The sequence below is a fragment of the Nonomuraea sp. NPDC050556 genome (assembly GCF_044457355.1).
GTDB lineage: Bacteria > Actinomycetota > Actinomycetes > Streptosporangiales > Streptosporangiaceae > Nonomuraea.
Genome location: NZ_JBITGU010000003.1, coordinates 964,058 through 989,212 on the forward strand (window position 1 = coordinate 964,058; position 25,155 = coordinate 989,212).

Annotated in this window: 20 protein-coding genes; 15 read left to right on the forward strand and 5 right to left on the reverse strand. The window is 70.8% G+C overall.

The features are described from left to right. Positions 1–275 precede the first annotated feature (275 nt). Both ACIBG8_RS33550 and ACIBG8_RS33555 read left to right on the forward strand, forming a co-directional pair. Entirely contained in the window at positions 276–746 is a 471-nt protein-coding gene (locus tag ACIBG8_RS33550; RefSeq protein WP_397347078.1) for a DUF5682 family protein, read from the forward strand. Positions 747–979: 233 nt separating this feature from the next. Continuing rightward, a complete protein-coding gene (locus ACIBG8_RS33555) occupies positions 980–2,095 on the forward strand; it encodes a VWA domain-containing protein (protein ID WP_397347822.1) in 1,116 nt (371 codons plus the stop codon). 56 nt (positions 2,096–2,151) lie between these two features. Here the strand turns inward: ACIBG8_RS33555 and ACIBG8_RS33560 are convergent, their stop codons facing one another. Further along, a complete protein-coding gene (locus ACIBG8_RS33560; protein WP_397347080.1) occupies positions 2,152–3,597 on the reverse strand; it encodes an MFS transporter in 1,446 nt (481 codons plus the stop codon). 109 nt (positions 3,598–3,706) lie between these two features. Here ACIBG8_RS33560 and ACIBG8_RS33565 point away from each other — a divergent pair, with 109 nt between their 5' ends. From ACIBG8_RS33565 to ACIBG8_RS33580, 4 genes are all read left to right on the forward strand, one after another. Beyond that, positions 3,707–4,426, forward strand: coding sequence for a TetR/AcrR family transcriptional regulator (locus ACIBG8_RS33565; protein ID WP_397347081.1), 720 nt, complete (start codon positions 3,707–3,709; stop codon positions 4,424–4,426). A gap of 72 nt (positions 4,427–4,498) precedes the next feature. After that, positions 4,499–5,872: an MFS transporter gene (locus ACIBG8_RS33570; RefSeq protein WP_397347082.1), complete on the forward strand. Its 1,374-nt coding sequence runs from the start codon at positions 4,499–4,501 to the stop codon at positions 5,870–5,872. 8 nt (positions 5,873–5,880) lie between these two features. After that, positions 5,881–6,876: an enolase C-terminal domain-like protein gene (locus ACIBG8_RS33575; RefSeq protein ID WP_397347083.1), complete on the forward strand. Its 996-nt coding sequence runs from the start codon at positions 5,881–5,883 to the stop codon at positions 6,874–6,876. A gap of 80 nt (positions 6,877–6,956) precedes the next feature. Next, positions 6,957–7,679 (forward strand): class I SAM-dependent methyltransferase, encoded by a 723-nt coding sequence (locus ACIBG8_RS33580; RefSeq protein WP_397347084.1) that lies wholly within the window; start codon positions 6,957–6,959, stop codon positions 7,677–7,679. Here ACIBG8_RS33580 and ACIBG8_RS33585 read toward each other — a convergent pair. After that, positions 7,676–8,011, reverse strand: coding sequence for a PLDc N-terminal domain-containing protein (locus ACIBG8_RS33585; protein WP_397347823.1), 336 nt, complete (start codon positions 8,009–8,011; stop codon positions 7,676–7,678). The two genes, ACIBG8_RS33580 and ACIBG8_RS33585, sit on opposite strands and share 4 nt — an antisense overlap. A 33-nt stretch (positions 8,012–8,044) precedes the next feature. Here ACIBG8_RS33585 and ACIBG8_RS33590 point away from each other — a divergent pair, with 33 nt between their 5' ends. Then, the gene (locus ACIBG8_RS33590) at positions 8,045–9,523 is read left to right on the forward strand and encodes an FAD-binding oxidoreductase (RefSeq protein ID WP_397347085.1); all 1,479 of its coding nucleotides are present in this window, start codon (positions 8,045–8,047) and stop codon (positions 9,521–9,523) included. Here ACIBG8_RS33590 and ACIBG8_RS33595 read toward each other — a convergent pair. Beyond that, complete coding sequence (locus ACIBG8_RS33595; RefSeq protein WP_397347086.1) at positions 9,520–10,953, reverse strand: LCP family protein; 1,434 nt, start codon at positions 10,951–10,953, stop codon at positions 9,520–9,522. The two genes, ACIBG8_RS33590 and ACIBG8_RS33595, sit on opposite strands and share 4 nt — an antisense overlap. A gap of 131 nt (positions 10,954–11,084) precedes the next feature. Here ACIBG8_RS33595 and ACIBG8_RS33600 point away from each other — a divergent pair, with 131 nt between their 5' ends. Further along, a complete protein-coding gene (locus ACIBG8_RS33600) occupies positions 11,085–11,954 on the forward strand; it encodes an enoyl-CoA hydratase-related protein (RefSeq protein ID WP_397347087.1) in 870 nt (289 codons plus the stop codon). 1 nt (position 11,955) lies between these two features. After that, the gene (locus ACIBG8_RS33605) at positions 11,956–12,879 is read left to right on the forward strand and encodes an alpha/beta hydrolase (protein WP_397347088.1); all 924 of its coding nucleotides are present in this window, start codon (positions 11,956–11,958) and stop codon (positions 12,877–12,879) included. Here ACIBG8_RS33605 and ACIBG8_RS33610 read toward each other — a convergent pair. Then, positions 12,852–14,345 (reverse strand): alpha/beta hydrolase family protein, encoded by a 1,494-nt coding sequence (locus ACIBG8_RS33610; protein WP_397347089.1) that lies wholly within the window; start codon positions 14,343–14,345, stop codon positions 12,852–12,854. The genes ACIBG8_RS33605 and ACIBG8_RS33610 overlap by 28 nt on opposite strands. Positions 14,346–14,452: 107 nt before the next feature. Between ACIBG8_RS33610 and ACIBG8_RS33615 the strand changes: the two genes are divergently transcribed. From ACIBG8_RS33615 to ACIBG8_RS33635, 5 genes are read left to right on the forward strand one after another with little or no spacing between them, the layout of a single operon-like run. Beyond that, entirely contained in the window at positions 14,453–15,562 is a 1,110-nt protein-coding gene (locus tag ACIBG8_RS33615; RefSeq protein WP_397347090.1) for an exonuclease SbcCD subunit D, read from the forward strand. Continuing rightward, positions 15,559–19,590 (forward strand): AAA family ATPase, encoded by a 4,032-nt coding sequence (locus ACIBG8_RS33620; protein ID WP_397347091.1) that lies wholly within the window; start codon positions 15,559–15,561, stop codon positions 19,588–19,590. Before ACIBG8_RS33615 ends, ACIBG8_RS33620 begins: the two co-directional genes overlap by 4 nt. Positions 19,591–19,601: 11 nt before the next feature. Next, entirely contained in the window at positions 19,602–20,792 is a 1,191-nt protein-coding gene (locus ACIBG8_RS33625) for an MFS transporter (protein ID WP_397347092.1), read from the forward strand. Positions 20,793–20,800: 8 nt separating this feature from the next. Beyond that, complete coding sequence (locus ACIBG8_RS33630) at positions 20,801–21,385, forward strand: AAA family ATPase (protein WP_397347093.1); 585 nt, start codon at positions 20,801–20,803, stop codon at positions 21,383–21,385. 4 nt (positions 21,386–21,389) lie between these two features. Continuing rightward, on the forward strand, positions 21,390–22,670 hold the full coding sequence (locus ACIBG8_RS33635; RefSeq protein WP_397347094.1) for an NAD(P)/FAD-dependent oxidoreductase: 1,281 nt from the start codon (positions 21,390–21,392) through the stop codon (positions 22,668–22,670). Here the strand turns inward: ACIBG8_RS33635 and ACIBG8_RS33640 are convergent. Continuing rightward, the gene (locus ACIBG8_RS33640) at positions 22,642–23,856 is read right to left on the reverse strand and encodes a hypothetical protein (RefSeq protein WP_397347095.1); all 1,215 of its coding nucleotides are present in this window, start codon (positions 23,854–23,856) and stop codon (positions 22,642–22,644) included. The two genes, ACIBG8_RS33635 and ACIBG8_RS33640, sit on opposite strands and share 29 nt — an antisense overlap. 54 nt (positions 23,857–23,910) lie before the next feature. Between ACIBG8_RS33640 and ACIBG8_RS33645 the strand changes: the two genes are divergently transcribed. After that, the gene (locus ACIBG8_RS33645) at positions 23,911–25,080 is read left to right on the forward strand and encodes a citrate/2-methylcitrate synthase (protein WP_397347096.1); all 1,170 of its coding nucleotides are present in this window, start codon (positions 23,911–23,913) and stop codon (positions 25,078–25,080) included. Positions 25,081–25,155 lie beyond the last annotated feature (75 nt).

A 25,155-nucleotide genomic window follows, 5' to 3' on the forward strand; every position in this document is an offset into this window, starting at 1 on the left:
CCATCCCTGGAGCGCCCGTCACGCGTGGACCCGATCCTGCCGGGGCGCCCGCCACTCCCAAGGCGCCAGCCACGCTCAGGGCCCCTGACCCCTCCGAGCCGCCTGCCGCCCCTGAGGCGCTTGGGCGGCCTGTCTCCTCTGAGGGGCGCGCCTCCTCTGGGCCGTCTGCCACACTCGGGCCGCCCTCTGCCTCTGGGACGCCCGCCACCCTCGGGGTGTCCGCCGCTGAGGCGCCTGCAAGTCCCGCACCTTCGCGGGTGGGCGCGGGGCAGGCTGTGCGGGCGCGGTGGGTGGGGGCGTTGCGGGTGGTGTGTGGGAGGGAGGGGGTGCACGGGCTGGTGGAGGGGCGGTTGACGCGGTTGCTGCTCGACGCCGGTGAGTTGGATGACGTCGAAGATCGCATGGCGAGGGCCACCTCCCGAGGGAATCCGCCTGCACGGGTGGCGGCCTGGGCGGAGGGGTTCCTGGGCGGAGGCGGATTGCTGCTGGTGCACGATCCTCGCCTGCTCGGGCTGGTCGATGGGTGGTTGTCCGGCCTGTCGGCCGAACAGTTCGTGGAGGTGCTGCCCCTGCTTCGCCGTACCTTTGCCACCTTCGCCGCCCCCGAACGGCGCGCCATCGGGGAACGGCTTCGCTCAGGTCGTCGGGAGACCCCCAGCGGCGAGGTCGACGACCGGCGAGCGGGCCCAGCGGTGGAGACCGTATTGACGATCTTCAGGGGGGCGACTCTCCATGGCGCGAGGTAGTGGGCTCTCTGCGGGTCGTCTCTTGGGAGATCTGATTCTGGCCAGGGCGGCGTGGGGGAGGGGCATGCCTGGCTCCTCTCGTGTGAGGGTGTGCGGCCGCCCCTGCAGGCAGGGTGCAGTGGGGGTGTGTGGTCGCTCTGGAGGGCGCGGTATGGCGGGGGTGTGCGGGTGCTCCGCAGGGTGTGAGGCGATGGGGGTGGCTGGGCGTGGATGAGCGGGAGCGGCGCTGGCGGATGGTGTTGGGAGGCGGGGAGGGGGACGGCATTGGGGGGTCCCTGCAGGGGGTTGACGCGGCCATGGATGGGGCGCTCGATGCGCTGTACGGCGGGCCGGGCGAGGGGCGTGCCGGGACCGCCGGGCTGGGGGCGTCGGCGCCGAGGGTGGCGCGCTGGCTCGGCGACGTCCGCACCTACTTCCCCTCCACCGTCGTCCAGGTCATGCAGCAGGACGCCATCGAGCGGCTCGACCTCACCCGCCTGCTCCTCGAACCCGAAATGCTCGAAGCGGTCGAGCCCGACGTGCATCTGGTGGGCACGCTGCTGGCGCTCAACCGGGTCATGCCTGACAAGGCGCGAGAGTCGGCGCGGGCGGTGGTCCGTACGGTCGTCTCGGAGTTGGAGCGGAGGCTCGTTCATAAGACCCGGTCCGCGGTCACGGGGGCGTTGGATCGGTCGGCGCGTACGCATCGGCCCAGGAACGCGGCCGACATCGACTGGGATCGGACGATCCGCGGGAATCTCAAGCACTACCTGCCTGAGCGGAAGACGGTCGTGCCTGTCCGGTTGACCGGGTTCGCGCGGCGGCAGCGGGCGGTGCATCGGGAGGTGGTGCTCTGCGTCGATCAGAGCGGGTCGATGGCGGAGTCCGTGGTTTATGCGAGCGTGTTCGGGGCGGCGCTTGGGGGGTTGCGGGCGCTTCGGATGAGTTTGGTGGTGTTCGATACGGCGGTCGTGGATCTTACGGGGGTGTTGCACGATCCCGTAGAGGTGTTGTTCGGTACGCAGCTGGGTGGGGGGACGGACATCAACCGGGCGCTCACCTATGCGCAGGGGTTGATCGGGCGGCCGCGGGATGCCGTGGTTGTGCTGATCAGTGATCTTTATGAGGGCGGGGTGAGGGAGGAGATGCTGCGGCGGGTGGCGGAGATGCGGCAGGCGGGGGTGCAGGTGGTGGTGCTTCTGGCGCTGTCCGATGAGGGGGCGCCGGTTTACGACCACGACAATGCGGCGGCGTTGGCGGCTATGGGGGTGCCCGCGTTCGCCTGCACTCCGGATGCGTTTCCCGACCTCATGGCGGCTGCCATCGAACGCCGTGATCTCACCCAATGGGCGGAACGTCACGCCCGATAGAGCGGGAACGGCGGAGCCCCGCCTTCCCGGGGGAGGGCGGGGCTGGGCCGTACCGGCTAGTGGGAGGAGGACTCGGGGAGCGCCTTGCGGGGGAGGAGGAAGGCGAGCAGGAACGTCAGCCCCAGCAGCCCGATCTCCACCCAGATCGTCGTCTGCATCGCCGACCCGAAGCCCACCCGGTCCTTCAGCAGGTTGAAGAAGATCGTCCCCAGGATCGCGGAGCCGAGCGCGCTGCCCAGCTGCTGCACCGCCGTAAGCGTCCCGGAGGCCGAGCCCGACTCGTGCGGCTCCACGCCCGCCAGGATGATGTCGAAGAACGGGGCCATGGTCAGGCCCATCCCGATCCCGACCAGCGCCAGCCCGGGAGCGAGCTGCCAAGGCGTGATCGACAGCCCGGCCAGGTGCACGGTCAGGCCGAGGACGCCGGCGCCGAGCGCCATCACCACGGTGCCGATCTGCAGCAGGCTGCGACCGAGCTTCTCCTGCAGCCCGGACATCGCGAGCCCGAAGCCAATGACACCGCCGATGGCCTGCGGGAGGCTGGTGAGGCCGGTCTTGAGCGGGCTGTATCCCAGACCGAGCTGCGTGTAGAGGGTGAAGACGAGGCTGAGCCCGATCATGCCGGAGAAGAACGCGAGCCCGGCGACCAGCCCGCTGGTGAAGGCGCGCTTGCGGAACAGGCTCGGCGTGACCAGCGGGTCCTTGCCGGTGCGCTGCCGGTAGGCCTGGTGGCGGCCGAAGACGTAGAACAGCACCATCGAGACGGCCATGGACACCCAGGTCCAGGCGGGCCAGCCGAGCTCCTGGCCCTGGATGATCGGGAAGATCAGCAGGAAGCCCGCTGCGGAGACCAGGAGCATGCCCACCAGGTCGAGCTTGGTGGCGTTGGAGAGCCGGAACTCAGGCAGGAACTTGATCGCGGCGATCGCGGCGGCCAGTCCGAGCGGCAGGTTGATCAGGAAGATCATGCGCCAGCCGGTGCCGAACAGGTCGGCGTCGACGAGCCAGCCGGCCAGCACGGGCCCGCCGACCGACGAGATGGTCATCACGGGTCCGAAGGCGCCGAACGCCTTGCCCATCTCCTTGGGCGGGAACATCTCCTTGATCAGGCCAAGGCCCTGCGGCAACATCACGGCGCCGAACAGTCCCTGCAGGACCCGCGCGCCGATCAGCATCTCAGGTGAGACGGCCACACCGCAGACCAGCGACATCGCGGTGAATCCGAAGGCTCCGACGATGAACATGCGCTTGCGCCCGTAGAGGTCGCCAAGCCGTCCACCGGTGATCAGCCCGACCGCCATGGCCAGGGTGTAACCGGCGATCAGCCACTGGATCATGCTGGCCGAGCCGCCGAGGCTCTTCTGGATGCTGGGCCCGGCGATGTTGGTGATGAGGGCGTCGAGGAGGTCCATGACCTCCGCTGCGAGGATGACGAAGAGTGCGACCCAGCGCCAGCGGTAGGGCTGGACCTCTGTGGCGGCCGCGGGGGCTGTGACGGTCATGCGGGGGGCTCCTTAGTGAGCGAACGATGTTCCTTCTTCGAACGCTGTTCGTCTTGAACAATCACTGTTCTACTGGCGAACACCGTTCGTGTCAAGTACAGTGTTCGTCATGGAGACCGCAGTGCCGACGCCGCCCTGGCGCAAGGAACGGAAGTCCGCCTCGAAGAAGCCGCAGCTGAGCCAGGAGCTCATCGTGCGGACCGCGTTGCGCGTGCTCGACGCGGAAGGTCTGGAAGCGGTGAGCATGCGCCGGGTGGCGCAGGAGCTCGAAACCGGCCCAGCCTCCCTCTACGCGCACGTGTCCAACAAGGAGGAGCTGCTCGAGCTCGTCTACGACGAGGTCGTCGGCGAGCTGGAGTTCCCGAAGCCCGACCCGCCGCGCTGGCGTGAACAGCTGCGCGAGGTGTGCGTCGACTCGCAACGGCTGTTCACCTCGCACAACGACATCGCCAAGGTGTCGCTGGCGGCCGTCCCGACCGGTCCCAACTCGCTGCGCATGGCGGAGGGAATGCTGGCCATCATGATCGAGGGCGGGGTCCCGCCGCAGATCGCCGCGTGGGGGCTGGACCGGCTCGCCCTCTACATCGCCTCAGACGCCTACGAGGGCTCGCTCTACCTGATCAAGCAGGCCAACTCCGGCCAGCCCATGGACAAGTGGGTAGACGAGTACTTCGGCCAGGTCGAGACGTACATGCGCAGCCTGCCCGCCGACCGGTTCCCCTACATCGCCGGGCACGTGGACGAGATGGTGGGGGGCGGGGGCGACGAGCGGTTCCTGTTCGGTCTCGACCTGCTCATCGCGGGCATCGCGTCCTACGTGGAGAAGTAGGTCCTATTGCCTAGGACCGACCGGGACCGACGCCCGATGTGACAGGCAGCGGGAAACCGTACGTTCTCCTACATGACGACGTTGCTTGAGAGTCCCCCTGTCAGTGTGGTTTCCGCGAAGTACCGAGCTCTGTCCGTCGGCCTGGTCGCCCTGGTGATGCTGGTGGCGTTCGAGGCGATGGCGGTGGCCACGGCCATGCCGGTCGTGGCCCGCGAGCTCGACGGCATGTCCCTTTACAACCTGGCCTTCAGCGCCACCCTCGCGGCCAGCGTGATCGCCACCGTGCTCGGCGGCAGATGGAGTGACGTCAAGGGCCCGATGCCGCCGATCACCGTCGGTGTGGTCGGTTTCGTGGCCGGATTGCTGATCGCCGGGTTCGCGCCGAACATGGAGGTGTTCGTCACCGGCCGGTTCGTCCAGGGCTTCGGCGGCGGAATGATCCAGGTGGCCCTCTACGTGCTGGTGGCCAGGGTCTACCCGCCCGCGATGCACCCGAAGGTGTTCGCGTTGTTCTCCGCGGCCTGGGTGGTGCCCTCCATGATCGGCCCGGCGATCGCCGGATTCGTCGTGCAGAACACCGACTGGCGCTGGATCTTCTTCGGCGTGGCCCTCATCGTGGTTCCCGCCGCGTTCCTGCTGTGGAGGGGTACTGCAGGCAGGCTGGGCTCCGACGGCGCCGCCGAGCCCGCCCCCGGCCTCGGACGCAAGCTCGTCTGGGCCACGCTGACCGCCGTCGCGGCCGCCCTCATCCAGTACGGCAGCGCACTCGAGCTGGCCGGAATCCCGCTCCTGGCCCTCGGCGTGATCCTGCTGGCCGTCGCGCTGCCCAAGTTGCTGATGCGCGGTTCCCTCAGAGCGGCCCGCGGCCTGCCCACCGCCCCCGTGCTGCGCGGTCTGGCCTTCGGCGCGCTGATGGCCACCGAGGTGCTCATCCCGTTGATGCTGATCAGCGAGCGCGGCATGACGCCCACCGGCGCCGGGATCGTCCTCACCGTCGGCGCGCTCGGCTGGTCGACCGGCTCCTGGATCAAGGGCCGCGGCAGCATCGGCAACCTGGCGGCCCTGCGCGGCGGCGCCACGATGATCGCGGTCGGCATCGCGCTGATGGCCGTGGTGCTCATCCCGTCCGTCCCGATCTGGCTGGCCTACATCGCGATGGCCATCTCCGGCCTCGGCATCGGCGCGCTGCACCCCACGGTCTCCGTGCTGGTGCTGGAGATGTCGCGCGAGGGCGAGGAGGGGCAGAACAGCGCGGCGGTCGGCGTCGGCGAGTCGGTGTTCACGGTCGTGGCCGTGGCCGTCTCAGGAGCGCTGTTCACCGCAGCGGGCGATTCGTACCTCATCGGGTTCCTCTTCACCTTTGTCCTGGCCGTCCTTGCGATTCTGGTGGCGCCCCGTTTGGCCCAGTCCGCCGGAGCAGGCACCATGGAAGAGGTTCGTTCTTAGGAGGATGTATGCCGCGTGTGCGGGAGCTTGAGGTCTTCCGGCTGGTCCTGCCGTACGGCAGGCGGCTGGAGAGCCTGCTCGTGAGGCTCACGGACCACGGCGGCATGGTCGGGTGGGGTGAGGCCGTCGAGCCCGACCCCAAGACCTGGGCCAGGCTCGGCGAGACGCTGGGCGCGCAGTTGATCGGGGTGGACTGGGAACACCCCGATTCTGTGCGTTCCGGGGACTCCGCGGTGGACATGGCCTGCTGGGATCTCTGGACGAGGATGCGGGGTGTCCCGCTGGCGCACGCGCTCGGCGGCAGCCGTACGTCCTTGATGGCGACCGTACGGCTCACGCCCGACCCCTCGCTGGACAGCCTGGTCACCCGGGTCAACCAGCAGGTGTGCGGCGGGTACGGGCACGTGACGCTGGACGTCAGGCCCGGGTGGGACGTCGAGCCGGTGCGGGCGGTGCGGCTGGCGTTTCCGGCGCTCACGCTCGCGGTCGACTGCGGGGGTGCTTATACGGACAGCGAGCAGCTGGTGGCGCTCGACTCCTACGGGGTCGAGGTGATCGAGCGGCCGTTCGCGGTGTCCGACGCTTATGCGCATGCGGCGCTGCAGGACCAGGTGGGGGCGAAGGTGGCGGTGGAGACCACCGACCTGGACGACTATCTGACGCTGCGGGCGGCGAGGGCGCTGATCCTGCGCCCGACGGCGTATGCGTCGCTGAGCGAGGCGCGCCGCGCCCACGACAAGGCTGCGGCGGCGGGATGGGACATCCAGTGCACGGGCGGTCGCGGCGCCGGTCTGGCGCGGGCGGCGACGGTGGCGGTGGCGAGCCTGCCGGGGTGCACCCTGCCCTGCGACGTCACCCAGCCGCCGCGTAATGCCCAGATCGTCACTCCGGCGGTGGGGGCTGCGGGTGGCATCGTGGCGGTTCCCTTCACGCAGCCGGGGCTGGGCCACATCATCGACGAGGACCGCGTCCGCCGCTTCGCCACCGACTCCTTCACCGCCTAGCCTTCGCACCAATATCGTGTGATCCATGGCGTTATCCACCAGACGGGTACGTCTACGAGCATCCGCTCACGCAGCGGCGCATGGTCGGTCCCTCTGGCGACGTGATCGACGTGGTAGAACTGGCCACGCAGGTGGAGCAGGGCGCGCCACACGGGCTGGACCTCTCGGGAGACGCTGTGAAAGACCCTGACGCCGACGCCCGCAGGCTCGCCGCCGAACACCCGGAAGACCCGACCGGCTGGTTCGAGCGCCTCTACGCCGAGGCGGCGACCGGCGATGCCGTCGTCCCGTGGGACACCAACACGGCACACCCCCTGCTGCAGGAGTGGGCCGACGGGCGAGACGGCAGAGGGGCGCGCGCCATCGTCGTCGGGTGTGGGCTGGGCGACGACGCGGAGTTCGTGTCCGGCCTCGGCTACGACACCGTCGCCTTCGACGTGTCGCTGTCGGCCGTGCGAGGGGCCCGCGAACGGTTCCCGGCGTCGAAGGTCTACTACCAGGTCGCCGACCTGATGAACCCGCCGCACGAATGGCTGCGCGCCTTCGACCTCGTCGTGGAGATCATGACCGTCCAGGCCCTGCCCGAGACGCTGCACGCCCCGGCCATCGCCGCCGTCCGCGAGCTGGTCGCGCCCGGCGGCACGCTGCTGGTGATCGCCTCGGCGCGCCTGGAGGGCGGCCCGGTCGCCGCACCGCCCTGGCAGCTCACGCCGTCCGAGATCCGCTCGTTCGCCGCCGATGGCCTCACCGAGGAGAAGGTCGAGAACGTCCACGGCCGCTGGCGAGCGGTCTTCACGAACTAGTCGTCCTCGGGCCGCTTGGGGGCGTTGCGGCGCTGCTCCTCGGCGCGTTCGCGGCACTTGCGGAGGAACTCCTCGTCGTCGTCCGGGTTCGTGGCGACGAACCGCCCCGGCCGGTCGTACTCGGGGAATCTGCCAGGGGCCGTCTGGGGACGCCGCTCGGGACGCCCGGCCACCAGCCACAACACCGAGCCGATGAGCGGCAGCAACAGCACCAGGATCAGCCACAACACCTTGGGCGCGTTGCGGCAGATCTCCTCGGGCGTGGTGAGCACGTCGAAGATGCAGAAGATCCACAACGCCAGCAGGACCAGGCCCATGCCTTCGTAGAGCATTAACACCCGAGAACCGTAGCGCAGGATGGTGCAATGCGGACCAGTCATTGGGCCTGGGGCCCGGAGCCCACGGGGTTGAAAGAGACGGCCGAGCTCATCGCCGGGCACACCGGCCTGGGCGACCTGGACACGTGGGAGGACCCCGTCCCCCTCGAAGCGGTACGGCTCCCGCCGCCCCGGGTGCCGGTCCCAGCCTTCTGTACGGCGGAGCCGTACGACCGGATCATCCACACCTACGGCCAGGCCTACCGCGACCTGATCAGGGCGTATCGCGGCGACTTCGCCAACGCGCCCGACCTGGTGACATACCCACGCGACGAGGCCGAGGTCGAGCGGGCGCTGGAGTGGGCGGCCGCCCAGGGTGTCGCGGTGATCCCGTACGGCGGCGGCACCAGCGTGGTCGGCGGCGTCGAGGCGCGCTTCGACGGCCCCGCGCTCAGCCTCGACCTGCGCCGTATGGACCGGGTGCTGGCCGTCGACGAGCGCTCCAGGGCGGCGCTGATCCAGGCGGGCGCCTCGGGACCGGTGCTCAACGAGCAGTTCGGCGAGCGGCTGCGGCTGCGGTTCTTCCCGCAGTCGTACGAGTTCTCCACGCTCGGCGGCTGGATCGCCACCAGGGCGGGCGGCCACTACGCGACCCTGCACACCCACATCGACGACCTCGTCGAGTCGGTGCGCGCGGTCACCCCGGCCGGGGTGTGGGAGTCGCGCAGGGTGCCCGGCAGTGGGGCAGGTCCCGCGCCGGACCGCTGGCTGCTGGGGTCGGAGGGTGCGCTGGGCGTGATCACGAGCGCCTGGGTGCGGCTGCAGGAGCGGCCGGTCCACAAGCTCTCGGTCCCGGTGCGGTTCGCCGAGTTCGGCGCCGCGGTGGACGCGGTGCACGATCTCGCCCAGTCGGGGCTGAACCCCTCCAACTGCCGCCTGCTGGACGCCCGCGAGGCTGCTCTGGCGTCCGGCGGTGACGGACGGCACGCCGTACTCATCGTCGGCTTCGAGTCAGGAGCGGTGGACGCCTCGATGGCGGCGGCGCTGCTCGTCGCAGGAAACCATGGGGGAGTGGCGGGTGAGCCCAGGCAGGGCCAGGAGTGGAAGGGCTCCTTCACCCGCATGCCGTACCTCAGGAACGCCTACCCGGGCCTGGGTGTGATCGCCGAGACGTTCGAGACCGCCGTGACCTGGGACAGGTTCCCCGCCCTGCACGCCGCGGTCATGGCGGAGACGACGGCGACGTGCCGCTTCGCCTTCGCCTACCCGGACGGCCCGGCGCCCTACTACACGGTCATGACCAACGCGGAACGCGGCGCCGAGGTCGAGCAGTGGGACGAGCTCAAGCGCCGCGTCTCCGAGGTGATCATGCGGGAGGGCGGCACGATCACCCACCACCACGCCGTCGGACGCGACCACCGCCCCTGGTACGACGGGCAGCGGCCGGAACCGTTCGCGCTCGCCCTGCGCGCCGCCAAGGCCGCGCTCGACCCGGCGGGGATCCTCAACCCGGGCGTGCTGGTCTAGAGGGTGCCGCACCCCTCGGTGAGGCCCTTGACCGGGCTCGTCGAACGGGTCGCGGAAGGCTTCGGTGACTTGGTCGGGTCGGGGGTCGCCGAGGCGGCCAGGGGGCGCTTGGTGACTGAGTCGCTGAGCGCCTTCGCGGTGATCGTGCGGATCTTCTCCCAGTCGGGCGCGTAGGTCTTGATCAGCGGCGGGACGAACTGCACGCTCGTCACCTTCGCGTTCTTGACCTTCAGCGCCAGCGGCACCAGCGGCTTGAGCATCGGGCGCGGGATGTCGGTCTTGATGAGTTCCTTGGTCGCGCCGGCGATGGCGGTGAAGCGGGTCAGCACGGTCGCCGGGTCGGCCTGGTCGAGCAGCGCGCCGATGACGCATTTCTGGCGGCGCATGCGGGTGTAGTCGTCGCTGTTGGTGCGTGAGCGCGAGTACCACATCGCGTCGGCCCCGCCCAGCTTGCGCGTGCCCGCCTTGACCAGGCCCTCGTTGTACTTGCCGAACACGATGTCCTGCTCGACGGTGATCGTGACGCCGCCGATGGCGTCGATCAGCCGGGCGAACCCCCACATGTTGACCAGCGCGTACCAGTCGATCTTCAGGCCGAGCGTGTAGCCGATCGTGTCGGCCAGCACCTTCGAGCCCATGTTCTTCCTGCCGCCGAACAGCTCGGGGTGCGCGTCGGCGTACTCCCAGACGCTGTTGAGCAGGTCGCTGCGCCCGCCGCCCGGGTCGGGCGGCAGCCGGAAGCCGTCGGGGAACTTCTGCGCCATCGGGGTGTCCGGGCGGAAGCGCACGTACTCCAGGTTGCGCGGGAGGCTGATCAGCACGGTGTTGCCGGTGGCCACGTCGATGCTGGCCACGTTCATGCTGTCGGTGCGCACGCTGGGCCGGTGCTCGTCGGCGTCGCCGCCGATCAGCATGATGTTGACCCGCGGACGGCCCGCCCACGGGTCGGCCTCGGTGCGCGGCTTCTCTCCTGCCTCGACTTCCTCCCCGGTCTCCCTGAACACCGAGCCGACCAGGCTCTGCGTGGACACCAGGAACTGGGTCGCGTAGGCGAACGGCGCCAGGACGACGACTGCCATCAGCCCGGCGAGCGTGCCGGTGAGGATCTGCCCGTTCTGCGGCAGCGCCCCGGGGCGCATCACCATGAAGGAGTGCACGACCAGCGCGAACCATGCCAGACCCAGCAGGATCGTGACCGCGATGACCACGTTCACCCACGTGGCGCTCGCGGTGATCGTCCCCACGAGGGCGACGCCGTAGACGAGGTAGAGCGCCAGGATGCCGAGCAACATCGCGGCGTAGGCGCCGAGCAGGGCCAGGCCCGTCTTGCGCCAGCCCGCGCGCAGGTGCGCCGCCCCCGGCACCATGACCGAGAGCAGCGTCCAGCCCAGCACCGCCCCGGTGCCGACCCGTTCCGTTCTGCGCGCCACGCCATCCCCGCTTCCCCGTGCTGTACACCGTAGGCCGAAGTTGATGGGGCAGCCTACGAAAGAGTGCCAAATATGTCCTTATAGGCGAGTGAACAGCGACCGAACTCACCCGACCGAATAAGATTCGGTGCATGGGCTTCTCTCACATCGCGTACTCCGTGGCCGACGGTGTCGCCACCATCACATTGAATCGCCCCGAGCGGCTCAACGCGTTCACGTTCACGATGCGCGGTGAGCTGATCGAAGCGTTCGACCTGGTAGACGCCGACGACGACGTGCGGGTTGTCGTGGTCACCGGCGCGGGCCGAGCGTTCTGCGCCGGAGCCGACCTGGGTGGCGGCGGCGAGACGTTCAACTACAAGAAGTCCGAGGAGATGTTCGGCGGAGCCGACAAGGTCGAAGGATACCCGCGCGACGGCGGCGGCACGGTCGCCCTGCGCATAGCCGCCTGCATCAAGCCCGTCATCGGCGCCATCAACGGCCCGGCCGTGGGTGTGGGCGTCACGATGACGCTGCCCATGGACGTCAGGCTCGCCTCGGAGAGCGCGAAGTTCGGCTTCGTCTTCGCCAGGCGCGGCATCGTCACCGAGGCGGCTTCGAGCTGGTTCCTGCCCAGGCTGGTCGGCATCGCGCAGGCCATGGAGTGGGCGGCGACCGGCCGCGTCTTCCCGGCCGCCGAGGCGCTGGAGGGGCGGCTGGTGTCAAAGGTGTATCCGGAAGGTGAGCTCCTTCCGGCCGCGTACGCGCTCGCCCGCGAGATCGCCGACAACACCTCCGGCGTCTCCGTGGCGGCGATCCGTCGGTTGATGTGGTCGGGGTTGTCTGCCTCGTCCCCGTGGGAGGCGCACGCGGCGGATTCCAAGCTGATGACCGAGCTCGGCGGGGCTCCGGACGCTGTCGAGGGCGTCACGTCATTTCTGGAGAAACGTCCGGCCAAATTCCCGATGAAGGTCAGCGAGGCCGACCTCCCGTCCTGGCCGGACAACCCCTACGGTGGGTGATATGTACGAGATCACCGTTCTGCCCATGGCGCCGGATTTCGAGGGCGACGTGGTCGCGACGCTGGTGTCCAGGACCGTCGGCTCCCGCAGGGCCGTCCTGTATCTGCACGGCTTCACCGACTACTTCTTCCAGGACCACCTGGCCGAGCACTACATCGCGCAGGGCATCGACTTCTACGCCCTCGACCTGCGCAAGTACGGCAGATCGCTGCTCCCGCACCAGACCCGCGGCCTGATCCGCAGCGTCACCGACTACTTCCCGGAGATCGACGAGGCCGTACGGATCATCCGCGAGGACCACGACGAGGTGACGATCAACGCCCACTCCACCGGCGGCCTCGTCGCCGTGCTCTGGGCCGACCGCGTGCGTGGGAGCGGTCGGGTGCAGGGCCTCGTGCTCAACAGCCCGTTCTTCGACCTCAACGTCCCGACCCCGCTGCGCGTCGCCGCCGACCTGCTGAAGACGCCGCTGTCCTACACCAGCAGGCCGCTGCCGCTCGGCATCAGCACGGTGTACGGCGAGACCCTGCACCGCGAGCACGGCGGCGAATGGGACTACGACCTGGAGCTCAAGCCCCTGGGCGGGTTCTCCGTACACGCCATGTGGCTGGCCGCCATCCGCAGGGCGCAGCAGCGGCTGCACCGCGGGCTCGGCGTCGACGTGCCCGTGCTGGTGCTCGCCTCCGACAAGGGGCTGCACGTGCGCGACTTCGTGCCCGAGGCGCGGGCCGCCGACATCGTGCTCGACCCCGAGCAGATCGCCCGCTGGTCCACCTCGGTCGGGCACCACGTCACCTGCGTGCGCATCCCGGACGGCGTGCACGACCTGATCCTGTCCGCCGAACCGGTGCGCAAGCAGGTCTTCGCCGAGATCGACCGCTGGATGACGGCGTATGTCTACCAGGGGAACGAGAACAAGCCGTAATAGGCGGCCGCGACCAGCAGCAGCCCCGTGCCGCCCAGCACCCCGGCCATGGCCACGTGCTGCCAGCGGCTCGGGCGCATGCCCTCGCGCAGCCCCGACACGACGGCGGCCACCGCCGTGACCTCCTGCACCAGCATGAGTACGGCAAGCACCCGCACGACCAGCCAGCCGCCGAGCACGGCGGGCCACGCGCCCGCCTGGTTGACCGAGAACAGCACCAGCAGCGTGATGAACGCCACCACCGAGGCGAGCAGGCCCAGCCCGGTCCAGGCCATGCGGTTGAGCCTGCGCCTGATCGGCGGCCACAGCCGGGCGTTCGTCTCCTGCGGGGTGGTTCTGCGTCCGCGCAGCCGTACGACCATGACGGCGAACGGGCCGGCCACGTAGCCGACGACGGCCAGGCACAACGTCAGGCCCAGCATCGTGCCGCCCGCGTACCAGGGCGCGGCCGGCACGTCGGCTGCCTCGAACCGCTGCACCGGGGTGGCCCCGGCCAGGTGGAGCTGCGGCTTGGCGGTGCCCGGCAGGCCGGTCAGCCAGTTGCCGAGCGTCTCCAGGTAGCCGGGGGTGAACGGGCCGCCGTTGATGCGCATCGCGTGGTCGGCCTTGTCCAGGAACCGGATCGTGTACTGGTCGTTGCCCGCCTCGTGCAACGCCTTCGTCAGCGCCTGCGTGCTCTCCAGGAACGGGATCGACGGGTCGGCCGTGCCGTACAAGGCCAGGACCGGTTGCTTCATCTGCCGCAGCGCGGGCATCGCGTCGTAGCGCAGGAAGTCGAAGCCCACCCCGCCCATCGCCCTGGTCAGCAGGTCGCGCACGCCGATCGGGGCGTGCAGGCGCAGCAACTGCTCGTTGAGCGCCCAGGCGACCTGGCGCAGCGGGGAGACGTTCGGGCTGCTCACCAGGATGGTGAAGCCCACGTCCGAGCTCTTGGCCGCCGCGATCGGCACCACCCAGCCGCCCTCGCTCACGCCCCACAGCCCGGTGCGGGCCGGGTCGACGTCGGAGCGGGCGCGCAGGAAGCGGACCATGCGCAACGCGTCGTCGGCCAGCAGCCCGAAGTCGCGGTCGCGGAAGTTGTAGCCGACCGTGCGCTTGTCGAAGGCCAGCGTCACCACGCCCGCCCTGGCCAGGAACTCCGCCTGCGGCGTGAACTCCTCACGCGACCCGTTGCCAGAGCCGGACACGAACACCAGCGCGGGGTGCGGGCCCGGCGTCGTCGGGGCGCGTACGGTCCCCTCCAGCGTCTGGCCCTCGGCGGGGATGGAGATGTTCTGCACGCTGATCTGCCCGGCCGACACCACGGGACGCAGCTCGTCGCGCGGCTGCGCCGGGATCGCCTGGAACATCGGCCCCGCCTGGAGCGGCGGCGGGTCGAAGGCAGGCGGCAGCACATAGCCGACAGTGGCGAGCGCGACCAGCACCAAGCCGGCAGCGACCCCCAGAGTGCCACGCCCGGTGCGCATCGGCCTCCCCATGTGCGTTGGTTTGCCCGCCGATCTTTCAGCCTACTCCCGGCGTGTGTGGCGTGAGGGGCCGCCTTTGTCGGTGAGAGCTGTTAGCTTGCTGGGACATGCGCGTCCTGCACACCTCCGACTGGCACCTCGGCCGCTCCTTCCACCGGGAGAGCCTCCTCGAGGGCCAGGCGGCCTACGTCGATCACCTGGTCGAGACCGTGAGGTCCGAGCGGGTCGACGTGGTGGTCGTGTCCGGCGACGTCTACGACCGCGCGCTGCCGCCGGTCGACGCTGTCGCGCTGTTCGACTCCGCGCTCCGCCGGATCGTCGGCGCGGGTGCGCAGGTGGTCATGATCAGCGGCAACCACGACTCGGCCCGGCGGCTGGGGGTCGGGGCCTCGCTGCTCGGCCGCGCCGGTGTGCATCTGCGTACGGACCCCGCCCTGTCGTGGGAGCCTGTGGTCATCGAAGACACGGCCTTCTACGGCATCCCCTACCTGGAGCCCGAGTTCGTGCGCGGGCCGTGGGAGCTGGCCGAGCGCAGCCACACCGCGGCGCTGTCGCACGCGATGGAGCGGGTCAGGGCCTCCGCGGTACGGCACAGCCACTCGGTGGTGCTCGCCCACGCCTTCGTCTCGGGCGGTCAGGGCAGCGACAGCGAGCGGGACATCTCCGTCGGCGGGGTGGCGCACGTGCCGCTGTCCGCCTTCGACGGGGTGTCCTACGTCGCGCTGGGGCACCTGCACGGGCGGCAGCAGCTCTCGCCGTCGGTGCGTTATTCGGGTTCGCCTCTGGCGTACTCGTTCTCCGAGGTCAACCAGGTGAAGGGGTCGTGGCTGGTGACGCTCGGGGGTGACGTGGACTTCGTGCCCGCGCCCGTGCCGCGCCCTATCGGGGTGTTGCGCGGGACGCTGGATGAGCTGCTGACCTCGGTGCTTTATGACGATTTTTCGGGACATTGGCTGCAGGTGATCCTCACCGACCCCGTACGGCCCAAGGCCGCCATGGACCGGCTGCGCGCCCGCTTCCCGCACACGCTCGCCCTCTCCTTCGAGCCGTCTGGAGCGCCCGCCGGTGCTCCCATCGCGCCCTTGGCCGGGCGGCCTGAGGCGGAGGTGGCGCTCGACTTCGTCCGCGAGGTGCGCGGCGAGGCGGCGTCGTGCGACGAGGAGGAGCTGCTCCGCCGGGCGATCGAGGCGTCGCGGCTGAAGGAGGCGCTGGCGTGAGACCGCACTCGCTGACCCTGACCGCCTTCGGGTCGTTCCCCGGCACCGAGACCGTCGACTTCGACACCCTCGCCGAGGCGGGGCTCTTCCTCGTGCACGGGCCCACGGGGGCGGGCAAGACCACGATCCTCGACGCGCTCTGCTTCGCGCTCTACGGGCAGGTGCCCGGGCAGCGCAACAGCGCCCGCAGCCTGCGCTGCGACCACGCGCCAGCCGGGGTCGGGCCTTCGGTGACGCTGGAGGTGACCGTGCGGGGGCGGCGGCTGCGCATCTCGCGGTCACCCGCGTGGCAGCGGCCCAAGCTGCGGGGGAGCGGGGTGACCGAGGAGAAGGCGAAGGTGGTGCTGTCGGAGCTGGTGGGTACGGCGTGGCAGGGGCTCACCACGCGCGCCGACGAGGCCGGGGACCTCATCGGTGGGTTGCTCGGGATGAACGCGGACCAGTTCTGCCAGGTGGCGATGTTGCCGCAGGGGGATTTCGCGCGGTTCCTGCGGGCTGACGGGGATGATCGGCGGAAGCTGCTGGAGCGGTTGTTCACCGTGAAGGTGTTCACGCAGGCGGAGTCGTGGCTGGCTGAGCACAGGAAGCAGACGTGGCGGGAGCAGCAGGGGCTGCGGCAGCAGGTGGACTTCGCCGTCCAACGCATCCAGGAAGCCGCGGGCCCCGGCCTTTCTCTCACCCCGGCTCTGCCCACCACCCCACCCGCCGCCTCGCCCGCTGCAGCCACCACCACTGGCGGTCAGGCCACCACCGACGGCCCGGCTATGGAGGACGGTTTCCCCGCCGGGGATGGCCCGTCCAGCGACGGTCGTCCCGCGAGCGAGGGCGGCTCGACGGACGCGCTCTTCGACCTCCCTGGCCGTGAGACGGGTCAAGAAGGTCGTGTCCCCGCTACCGAGGCCCCTCAGCCCGCGGTCGTCCACACCCACGAGCCTGTGCTTGCGGAAGTGCCGACGCCGGAGAAGGAGCCGCTCGTGTGGGCAGGCGCCCTGCTGGCCGCCGCCCGAGCCGTCGCCACCGACGCCGCCCAACGATGCGCCACCGCGGAACACACCCTTCGCACCGCCAGAACCCGCCACGAGCAGGCCGCAGCCCTCGCCGCCCGGCAGCGACGGCACGCGGAGGCGCTCACCCTCCGCCGCACCCTCGACGAACGCGCCGAGGAACGCGCCGACCTCCTGGCCATCCTCGACGAGGCGTCCCGCGCCGACCGCGTCCTCCCGCTCGTCATCGCCGTCAAACAACGAGCAGAGGCAGCGGCGAAGGCCCGAGCCCTGGCCGCCGACGCCGTAGCCCGCGCCCGCCCCCTCCTCCCCACCCCTTCCACGAACACACACACCTCTACAGGCGGGCACACCCCAACAGACGGGCACACCTCCACGGGCGGACACACCGCCCCGGTGGATGGACACGCAGCCACGGGTGGACATGTCCCCAAGGGCGGACATGTTGCCGCAGGCGGGCACACCTCCACGGGCGGACGCGTCGCTGCGGGTGGGCGCACCTCTGCCGGGGTGCGATACGACGGGCTTGTCGAGCCGTCCCTCCTCGGCGAGCTTGAGCGGGAGCGCCAGGCGGAGATCGCGAGGTTGTCGGCCCTCCTCACCGAGGAAGCCAGGCTCTCCGTCGTCCGCCGCGACCTCGCCAGGGTGGAGACCGAGCTGGCCGACCTCGCCGAAGCCGACGAGGCGACCGCGCAACGCCTGACCCAGCTCCCCACCCTGATCGAAGACGCCGAGCGAAGGCTGGCGAGAGCGCGGGCGGATGCCGCCGGGATCCCGGCCGCGCAAGCCGTACGAGCCGCCATTGCCGACCTCATAGCCGTGGACCGAGAGCTGCGAGCCCTCGACGCCGAGCTGGAACGGCTGACCCACCGCGAGGCCGAGGTCGCGGCGACCGAGGCCGAGCTGCCCGCGCGGATCGGCGAGGTGTCGGCCAGGCTGTCCGCGGTCAGGGAGCAGGCGGCCGCGATCCCCGCCGCCCGCGCCACCTGCGACGCCGCCCGCGCCGCCCTCGACGCCACCCGCCGCCGCGACGCCCTCACCGCCGACCTCGGCGCGGCGACCGCGACCCAGCGGGCCGCCGTCGACCGGGCGCAGGCGTTGCGCGAGCAGTGGCTCGACATCCGCCAGGCCAGGGTGGACGGCATGGCCGCCGAGCTCGCCGTCAGCCTGGCGGACGGTGACCCGTGCGCGGTCTGCGGCTCGCCCGACCACCCGCACCCCGCCTCGCCCGCCCCCAGCGCCCCGTCGCCCGACGACGAGCAGGCCGCCGAGCGCGCCCACGAGATGGCGCTGCACGAGCGGGAGGCTGCGGAGCTGGCGGTGGCGACGATCGAGTCCCGGCTCGCCGACGCCACGGACGCCACCGGCGGCCTCGACGTGGACTCCGCCCTCGCCGCGCTGGAGGCGGCGGAGGGGGAGCTGGCGTCGCTGCAGGTGGCGGCCGACCAGGAACCGGCGCTGGCCAGGGAGCTGGAGGCGGTGGAGTCCGACCGCGAGAGGGCCCGCGACCGCGCCCGCGAGGTCGGCGAGGCACTGGCCGCGCACCGCACCCACCAGACCCAGCTCCAAGCAGAACGCACCCGCCTCCTGGCCAGACTCCCGGAGACACCGAACGACCCGGCCAGGCCCTCCCACGAGGCCCATGGCCAGAGCGCCAGGTCCTCCGACGAGGTCCACGGCCAGAGCGCCGAGGGCGCGCGAGAGGCAGGGGCCCCTGTTCAGGGGGCCGGGTCCGTCGGGGAGGTGCCGCAGGCGTGGGGCGTGTCGCCGCATGAGCGGTTGCGGCAGGTCGAGGCGGAGCTGGTCACTCTGGAAGAGGCGGCAAGGGCGGTTCCCGGGCTGGAAGCGCGTCTAGCGCAGCTCACCCAGGAACGCCAGGCGATGGAAGAGCAGTCGCGCCGCGTCACCGCCCGCCTGGCCGCCTGCCGTACCCGGCAGGAAGAGCTCAGCGGCGACGCGGGCAGGCTCACCGCGCGCCTCGACAGCGCCCGCGGCGACGACCCGTCGCTCACCGCCCGCCTGTCCCGCCTCAACGACGAGGCCGACCTGCTCATCGAGGCCCTCGACGCCACCACCCAGGCCGCCACCGCCGCCACGGAACACGCCAACGCCGTCGAAGCAGCCACCCGAGCGGCCCACGAGGCGGGCTTCGCCGGCCCGTCGGACGCCCAGGCGGCCGCCAGACCCCCGGCGGAACGCGACACCAAGGCCGAGCTGCTGCGCGAACTGGACGCCCAATACGCCGCAGCCACCCGGACCCTCGCCGACCCGGAACTCGTCGCGGCAGCGGAGCTGCCGCCCCCGGACCTCGCCGCGATCCAGTCCGAGTCCGACGGGGCGGAGCGCGACCACACCGCCCTGGCGTCCGCACGCGACAGCGCCGCAGCCAGAGAGCGCAGGCTCGAAGCCCTGTACGGCGACCTGGAAGCCTGCCTCAGCGCCTGGCAACCCGCAGCCGACCGGCACGCGCTCGCCGAACGTATGGCCGCCCTCGCCACCGGCACCTCGGGCGACAACCAGTGGAACATGAGCCTGTCGTCGTTCGTGCTCGGCGAGCGCCTCAGGCAGGTCGTCGACGCCGCCAACGAACGCCTCGACCACATGTCGGGCAGCCGCTACCAGCTCCAGCACGACCTGCGCAAGACCGCAGGAGCGAGGTCCCGCTCCGGCGGCGGCCTGGGCCTGCGGATCGCCGACGGCTGGACCGGCGTCGACCGCGACCCGGCCACCCTGTCGGGCGGCGAGAGCTTCATCACCTCCCTCGCCCTCGCGCTGGGCCTGGCCGACGTGGTCACCGCCGAGGCGGGCGGCGCCGAGATCGGCACGCTCTTCGTCGACGAGGGCTTCGGCACCCTCGACGAGGACACGCTCGACGGCGTGCTCGACATCCTCGACGGCCTGCGCGACGGCGGCCGCGCCGTGGGCATCGTCAGCCACGTGGGCGAGCTGCGCACCCGCATCCCGGCCCAACTGCGCGTATCCAAGGCGCGCAACGGATCGACACTGAGCGTAACGGCAGGGTAAAGTCGCGTGGAGTGACCACTCGTGCGCGAAGTGTCATCCTCGCCAGCCTCGTCGGCACCGCGATCGAGTTCTACGACTTCTTCATCTATGGCACGGCCGCCGCCCTGGTGTTCTCCACGGTGTTCTTCGCCGAGGACAACCCGCTGGGCGCCTACGCCACGTTCGCCGTCGCGTTCCTGTCCAGACCCCTGGGCTCGGCGATCTTCGGGCACTGGGGTGACCGCGCGGGACGCAAGTCGACGCTCGTCGTCTCGCTCCTGCTCATGGGCGGTTCCACGGTCGCCATCGGCGTGCTGCCCGGATACGCGGCCATCGGGGTGGCCGCGCCGATCCTGCTCACGCTGCTGAGGTTCACGCAGGGCATCGGGCTGGGCGGCGAGTGGGGCGGCGCGGCGCTGCTGGCCGCCGAGTACGCGCCCGAGGGCAGGCGCGGTCGTTACGCGGTGTTCCCGCAGCTCGGCCCGCCCGCCGGGTTCCTGCTGGCCAACGGGGCGTTCCTGGCGATCATGGCGGTGATGGACGAGGCGGACTTCCGGGCGTGGGGGTGGCGCCTGCCGTTCCTCGCGAGCCTGGTTCTGGTGCTCGTCGGCCTCTACGTGCGCCTGCGGATCGCCGAGACGCCGGTCTTCCTGGCGGCGACCGCCAGGGCGCGGGTGCCGCTCAGGGAGCTGCCGTGGGGGCGGGTCCTACTGGGGGCGGGGGCGATGGTGATCGCCTACACCCTCTTCTACGTCGCCACCACCTACTGCCTGTCGTACGGCACGGCCATTCTGGGCGTCCCCAAGCAGCGGATGCTGGCGCTGATCATGCTCGGCGTGGTCTTCATGGCCGCGGGCACCGTGGTTTCGGCCCGCCTCTCCGACCGGTTCGGGCGCCGCCGTACGCTGATCGCGGGAACGCTCCTGGCGATCGCGGTCGGGCCGTTCATCGTGTGGCTACCGGTCGGTCCGGTGGCGGCGCTGGGCGTGATGGGCCTGGTCTACGGGCCGATGGGCGCCTACCTGCCCGAGTTGTTCCGCACCGAGTGCCGCTACAGCGGCGCCTCGGTGTCCTACGCGCTCGGCGGTGTGCTGGGCGGCGCCGTACCGCCACTGATCGCCACGCTGCTGGGGGCTGGCGTCGGCTGGTACGTCTGCGCCATGGCCGTCCTGAGCCTGCTCTGCCTGCTCGCCCTGCCGGAAACGGCCGATCTTAGGCTGTAATGTCAGGCATGGACTTTCCCCCGGGCTCGCTCGTGCTGATCACCGGCCTGCCAGGCGCCGGCAAGACCACCTTGCTCGACCGCCTGTACGGCCTGCGCGGCGACGAGAGCGAGCCGGTCGAGGCGGAGGGCGTCCTCGTGATCGACTCCCGCCAGGCCCGGGTGAGCCTCGCCGGGCTGCTGCCGCGCCTGCCGCGCAAGGGCAGGACGCTGGCCGTCCACCTGACGCACGTCTCCCGCATCGCCCGCGCCGTGATGGCGGGCCGCTCGGTCGTGGCCCACTCGCGGGCGTCCTGGCCCCACCTGCTGTACGGCTTCGCCTGGCTGGCCCGCGCCAGCGGTGGCAGGCTCTACCTGATCATGCTCGACGTCGAGCCGGAGACCGCGGCAGCCGGTCAGATCGCCCGTGGCCGGGTCGTCGCCGACGCCACGTTCGCCCGCCACGTGCGGCGGTGGCAGGAGCTGATCGCCCAGGCCAGAGGGGGTTCGCTGCCTCCGGCGTACGGTGTCGTCGTGCTCGACAGGCGGCAGGCGGACGCGCTGGAGAAAATCGACTTCAGGCATGTCACATCGGAGGACGCTGTCCCGTCCTAGAGGTATGAGCAAGCACATACTGATCGTTGGTGGCGGATATGTCGGCATGTACACCGCCATGGGACTACGCAAGCTGATCCGCTCGGGCGAGGCGACCGTCACGGTCATCGACCCGCGCGGCTACATGACCTACCAGCCTTTCCTGGCCGAGGCGGCCGGCGGCGCGATCGAACCGCGCCACGTGGTCGCCCCGCTGGCCAGGGTCCTCAAGGGCGCCAAGGTGCTGACCGGGCGGGTGACCAGGGTCGACCACAACGACAGGAGCGTGGAGTTCCAGCCGGCGCAGGGTCCGGCCAGGACCATCGGCTACGACATCCTGGTCATGGCGGCCGGTTCGATCACCCGCACGCTGCCCATCCCCGGCCTGGCCGAGCACGGTGTGGGGTTCAAGAGCCTCGCCGAGGCCGTCCACCTGCGCAACCACGTGCTTGAGCAGCTGGAGGCGGCGGCGTCGACGGATGACGTAGCGCTGCGCGCCTCGGCGCTGACGTTCGTCGTGGTCGGCGGCGGGTTCGCGGGCGTGGAGGCGCTGGCCGAGCTGCAGGGCCTGGCCGACGACGCCGTGCGCTACCGCGGCATCGAGCGGAGCGAGCTGCGCTGGGTGCTGGTCGAGGCGACCGGGCGCATCCTGCCGGAACTCCACGAGAACCTAGGCATCTGGACGGCCGAGGCGCTCGCCAAGCGCCAGGTGGACATCCGGCTGCACACCCGGCTGGCCTCGGCAGAAGGCGGGCACGTGGTGCTCGACGACGGCACCGAGCTCGACGCGGGCACCCTCGTGTGGGCGGCGGGCGGGCGGCCCAACCCGCTCGCGGCCGACAGCCACCTGCCGGTCGACGCGATCGGCCGCATCAAGGCCACCGAGTACCTGACCGTGGACGGCCTGGCGGACGCCTTCGCCGCCGGTGACGGCGCGGCGGTGCCCGACCTGACCAACCCGGGCACGTTCACCGGCCCCAACGCCCAGCATGCCGTACGGCAGGCCAAGGTGCTGGGCAGGAACATCGTCGCCTACGTGCGAGGCAAGCGGCTCAAGCCGTACAAGCACGCTTATCTCGGCTCGGTCGCCGGCCTCGGGCACCACCAGGGGGTGGCCCAGGTCTACCAGCTACGGCTGACCGGGGTGCTGGGGTGGCTCGCGCACCGCGCCTACCACCTGGCCTGGGTGCCCACCTTCAACCACAAGGTCCGCGTGCTGGCGGACTGGACCCTGTCGGCGCTGTTCCGCCGCGAGGCCATCCGGCTGGAGGAGGACGTCAGGCATGGCCTGGGAAAAGCAGCATGAGCTCGCGCGGGTAGGCCGCGATCAGGCGGAGTTCGTCGTCGGTGAGCGGCCTGCTCGTCATCGCGTTGCAGAGCTGGACCAGCTTGAACGCGAGCTCCTCGTCGGCAGGCTCGATCCCGAGCCCGTCCATGACGTGCCTGAACCCGGCCTTGCCCCCGTACTCGCCGGTCAGCACCACCCGCCCGCTCCTCGCGTGCCAGTCGGCGGGGAAGGGGCCGAGCGTCGCCTCGTCGTACAGCTCGTAGTTGCCGTGGTCCTTGAGCGCGCCGTCCGCGTGGATGCCCGATTCGTGGGCGAAGGCGTTACGCCCCACCCCCACCTGGTTGTACGGCAGAGCCTGACCGAACGCGTAGCTCGCCCACAGCCCGAACCGCCTGGCCCACGACAGGTCGAGCGCGTCACCGATCTCCGCCTTCTCCAGGCCGAACCCGTGCTCGAACGCCAGGATCGTGGACAGCAGGTCGGCGTTGCCCGACCGCTCGCCGATGCCGTTGACGCAGGTGTTGATCCACGCGTCCTGACCGGCCTCCAGATCGCCGAGCGCGCCTGAGACGGAGTTGGCGACGGCCATGCCGAGGTCGTTGTGGCAGTGCGTCTCGATCGGCAGCCCCACCGCCGTGGCCAGCCTGGCGAAGCGCTCGCGGATGCGGTCCGGGGTGTCGCCGCCGATGGTGTCGCAGTAGCGGACCCGGTCGGCGCCCGCTTCCTTGGCCGCCAGGGCGAACTCCAGCAGGAACCCGTCGTCGGTGCGCGAGCCGTCCTCGGCGTTGACGCCGACGGTCTCCGCCTGGTCCTTGGCCGCTCTGACGGCCTTCGTCATCTCGCCGATGATCGCCGCACGGTCGAGGCGGCCCTTGAACTTGTTCTGGATCATGTAGTCGGACGTCGAGATGGACAGGTTGTAGTGCTTGAGCCCGAGGGGGAGGGCCTTGTCCACGTCCTCGACGACGCCCCTGCACCAGCCGCTCAGCCGCAGCTCGCCGAAGGCGCCTGCCTCGTGCAGCGCCACCTGGGCGCGCACGTAGGGAACCTCGTGGAAGAGGAACGGAAACCCGATCTCCGACTGCGCCACGCCGAGCTTGCCCAGGTAGAAGTTGACCATGGTCTTGCCGAACTTGGACAGGCCGGTGCGCGCGGTCTGCACGCCGTCCCTGTTGGTCACGTCGAGAAAGTGAACTTTCGCCATGCCTCTCACGTTGACATGGCTCCTCAATGTGTATCAATATTGATTTTCATCAACATGAACGAGTGGATCGACGCAGCGGAGGCGGCCGCCCGGCTCGGGGTGAAGCCCGCCACGCTCTACGCGTACGTGAGCCGGGGCGTCCTCAAGCGGCGGCACGCCGAGGACGGCAGGCGCAGTCTCTTCGACGCGGGCGAGATCGAACAGCTCGCCCGGCGCGGCCGTCCCCGCAGCCAGCCGCCCGAGCTGGTCATCGAGTCCGAGATCACCTACCTCGGCCTGGACCGCCCGTATTTCCGGGGGAGGGACGCCCTGACCCTGGCCGCCTCCTCGACCTTCGAGGAGGTCGCCGAGTGGCTGTGGTCCTCCGATGCTGCGGTGTGGCGCGCTGACCCGGCCGCCGTGAAGGCCGCGGTCACCGCCCAGCGCGGATTGCCGGACGATCTCCTCCTCATCGACCGCCTCCACGTGATCACCACCGTGCTCGGCGCGACCGACCCCCTGCGCCACCAGCTCGACCAGGCGTCCGTGGCCGCCACGGCCCGCCGCCTGATCGCCGGTCTGGTGGACGCCATGCCGAGCCTTCAGGCCTCTCGCGGTGAGTCGATAGCCGACCGGTTGTGGGCCAAGCTGACGGATGAGCCCGCCACGGAACCCCTTCTGGAAGCCCTCCGTGCCGCGCTGGTCCTCCTCTCCGACCATGAACTCGCCGCCTCCACCCTCGCCGCCCGCGTGGCCGCCTCCGCCAGGGCCGACCCCTACGCCGTGGTCCTCACCGGTCTGGGCGTCCTCAGCGGCCCCCTGCACGGCGGCGCGTCCTTCGGCGCGGAACGCCTGCTCCAGGAGGTCGTCCACCCCGAGGACGCGTCCAGGGTCGTGGGTGAGCGGATCAGGCGCGGCGAGCGCATCCCCGGCTTCGGCCACAGCGTCTACAAGAACGGCGACGCCCGCGGCACCGCGCTCCTCGACCTCGTCACCAGGGCCGTCCCCGACCAGTCCCGGGTGCTCGCCGTACTCGCCGAGATCCGCAGGCGGCGCCTGCCCGAGCAGAACGTCGACTTCGCCCTGGCCGCCCTCACCACCTCGGCCGGAATGCGCCCGGGCTCCGGCGAGGCGGTCTTCGCCGTGGCCAGGACCGCCGGATGGCTGGCCCACGCCATGGAGGAGTACCGCAAGGGCACCCTGCTGCGCCTGCGTGCGTCGTACACCGGGACCCCCATCACCTGAGGAAGTTCACTCTTGTGAGCCCATCACAGGCATGAGTAGCATGCAAGTCCTCCATAGTGACATCCAAGGAGGCGC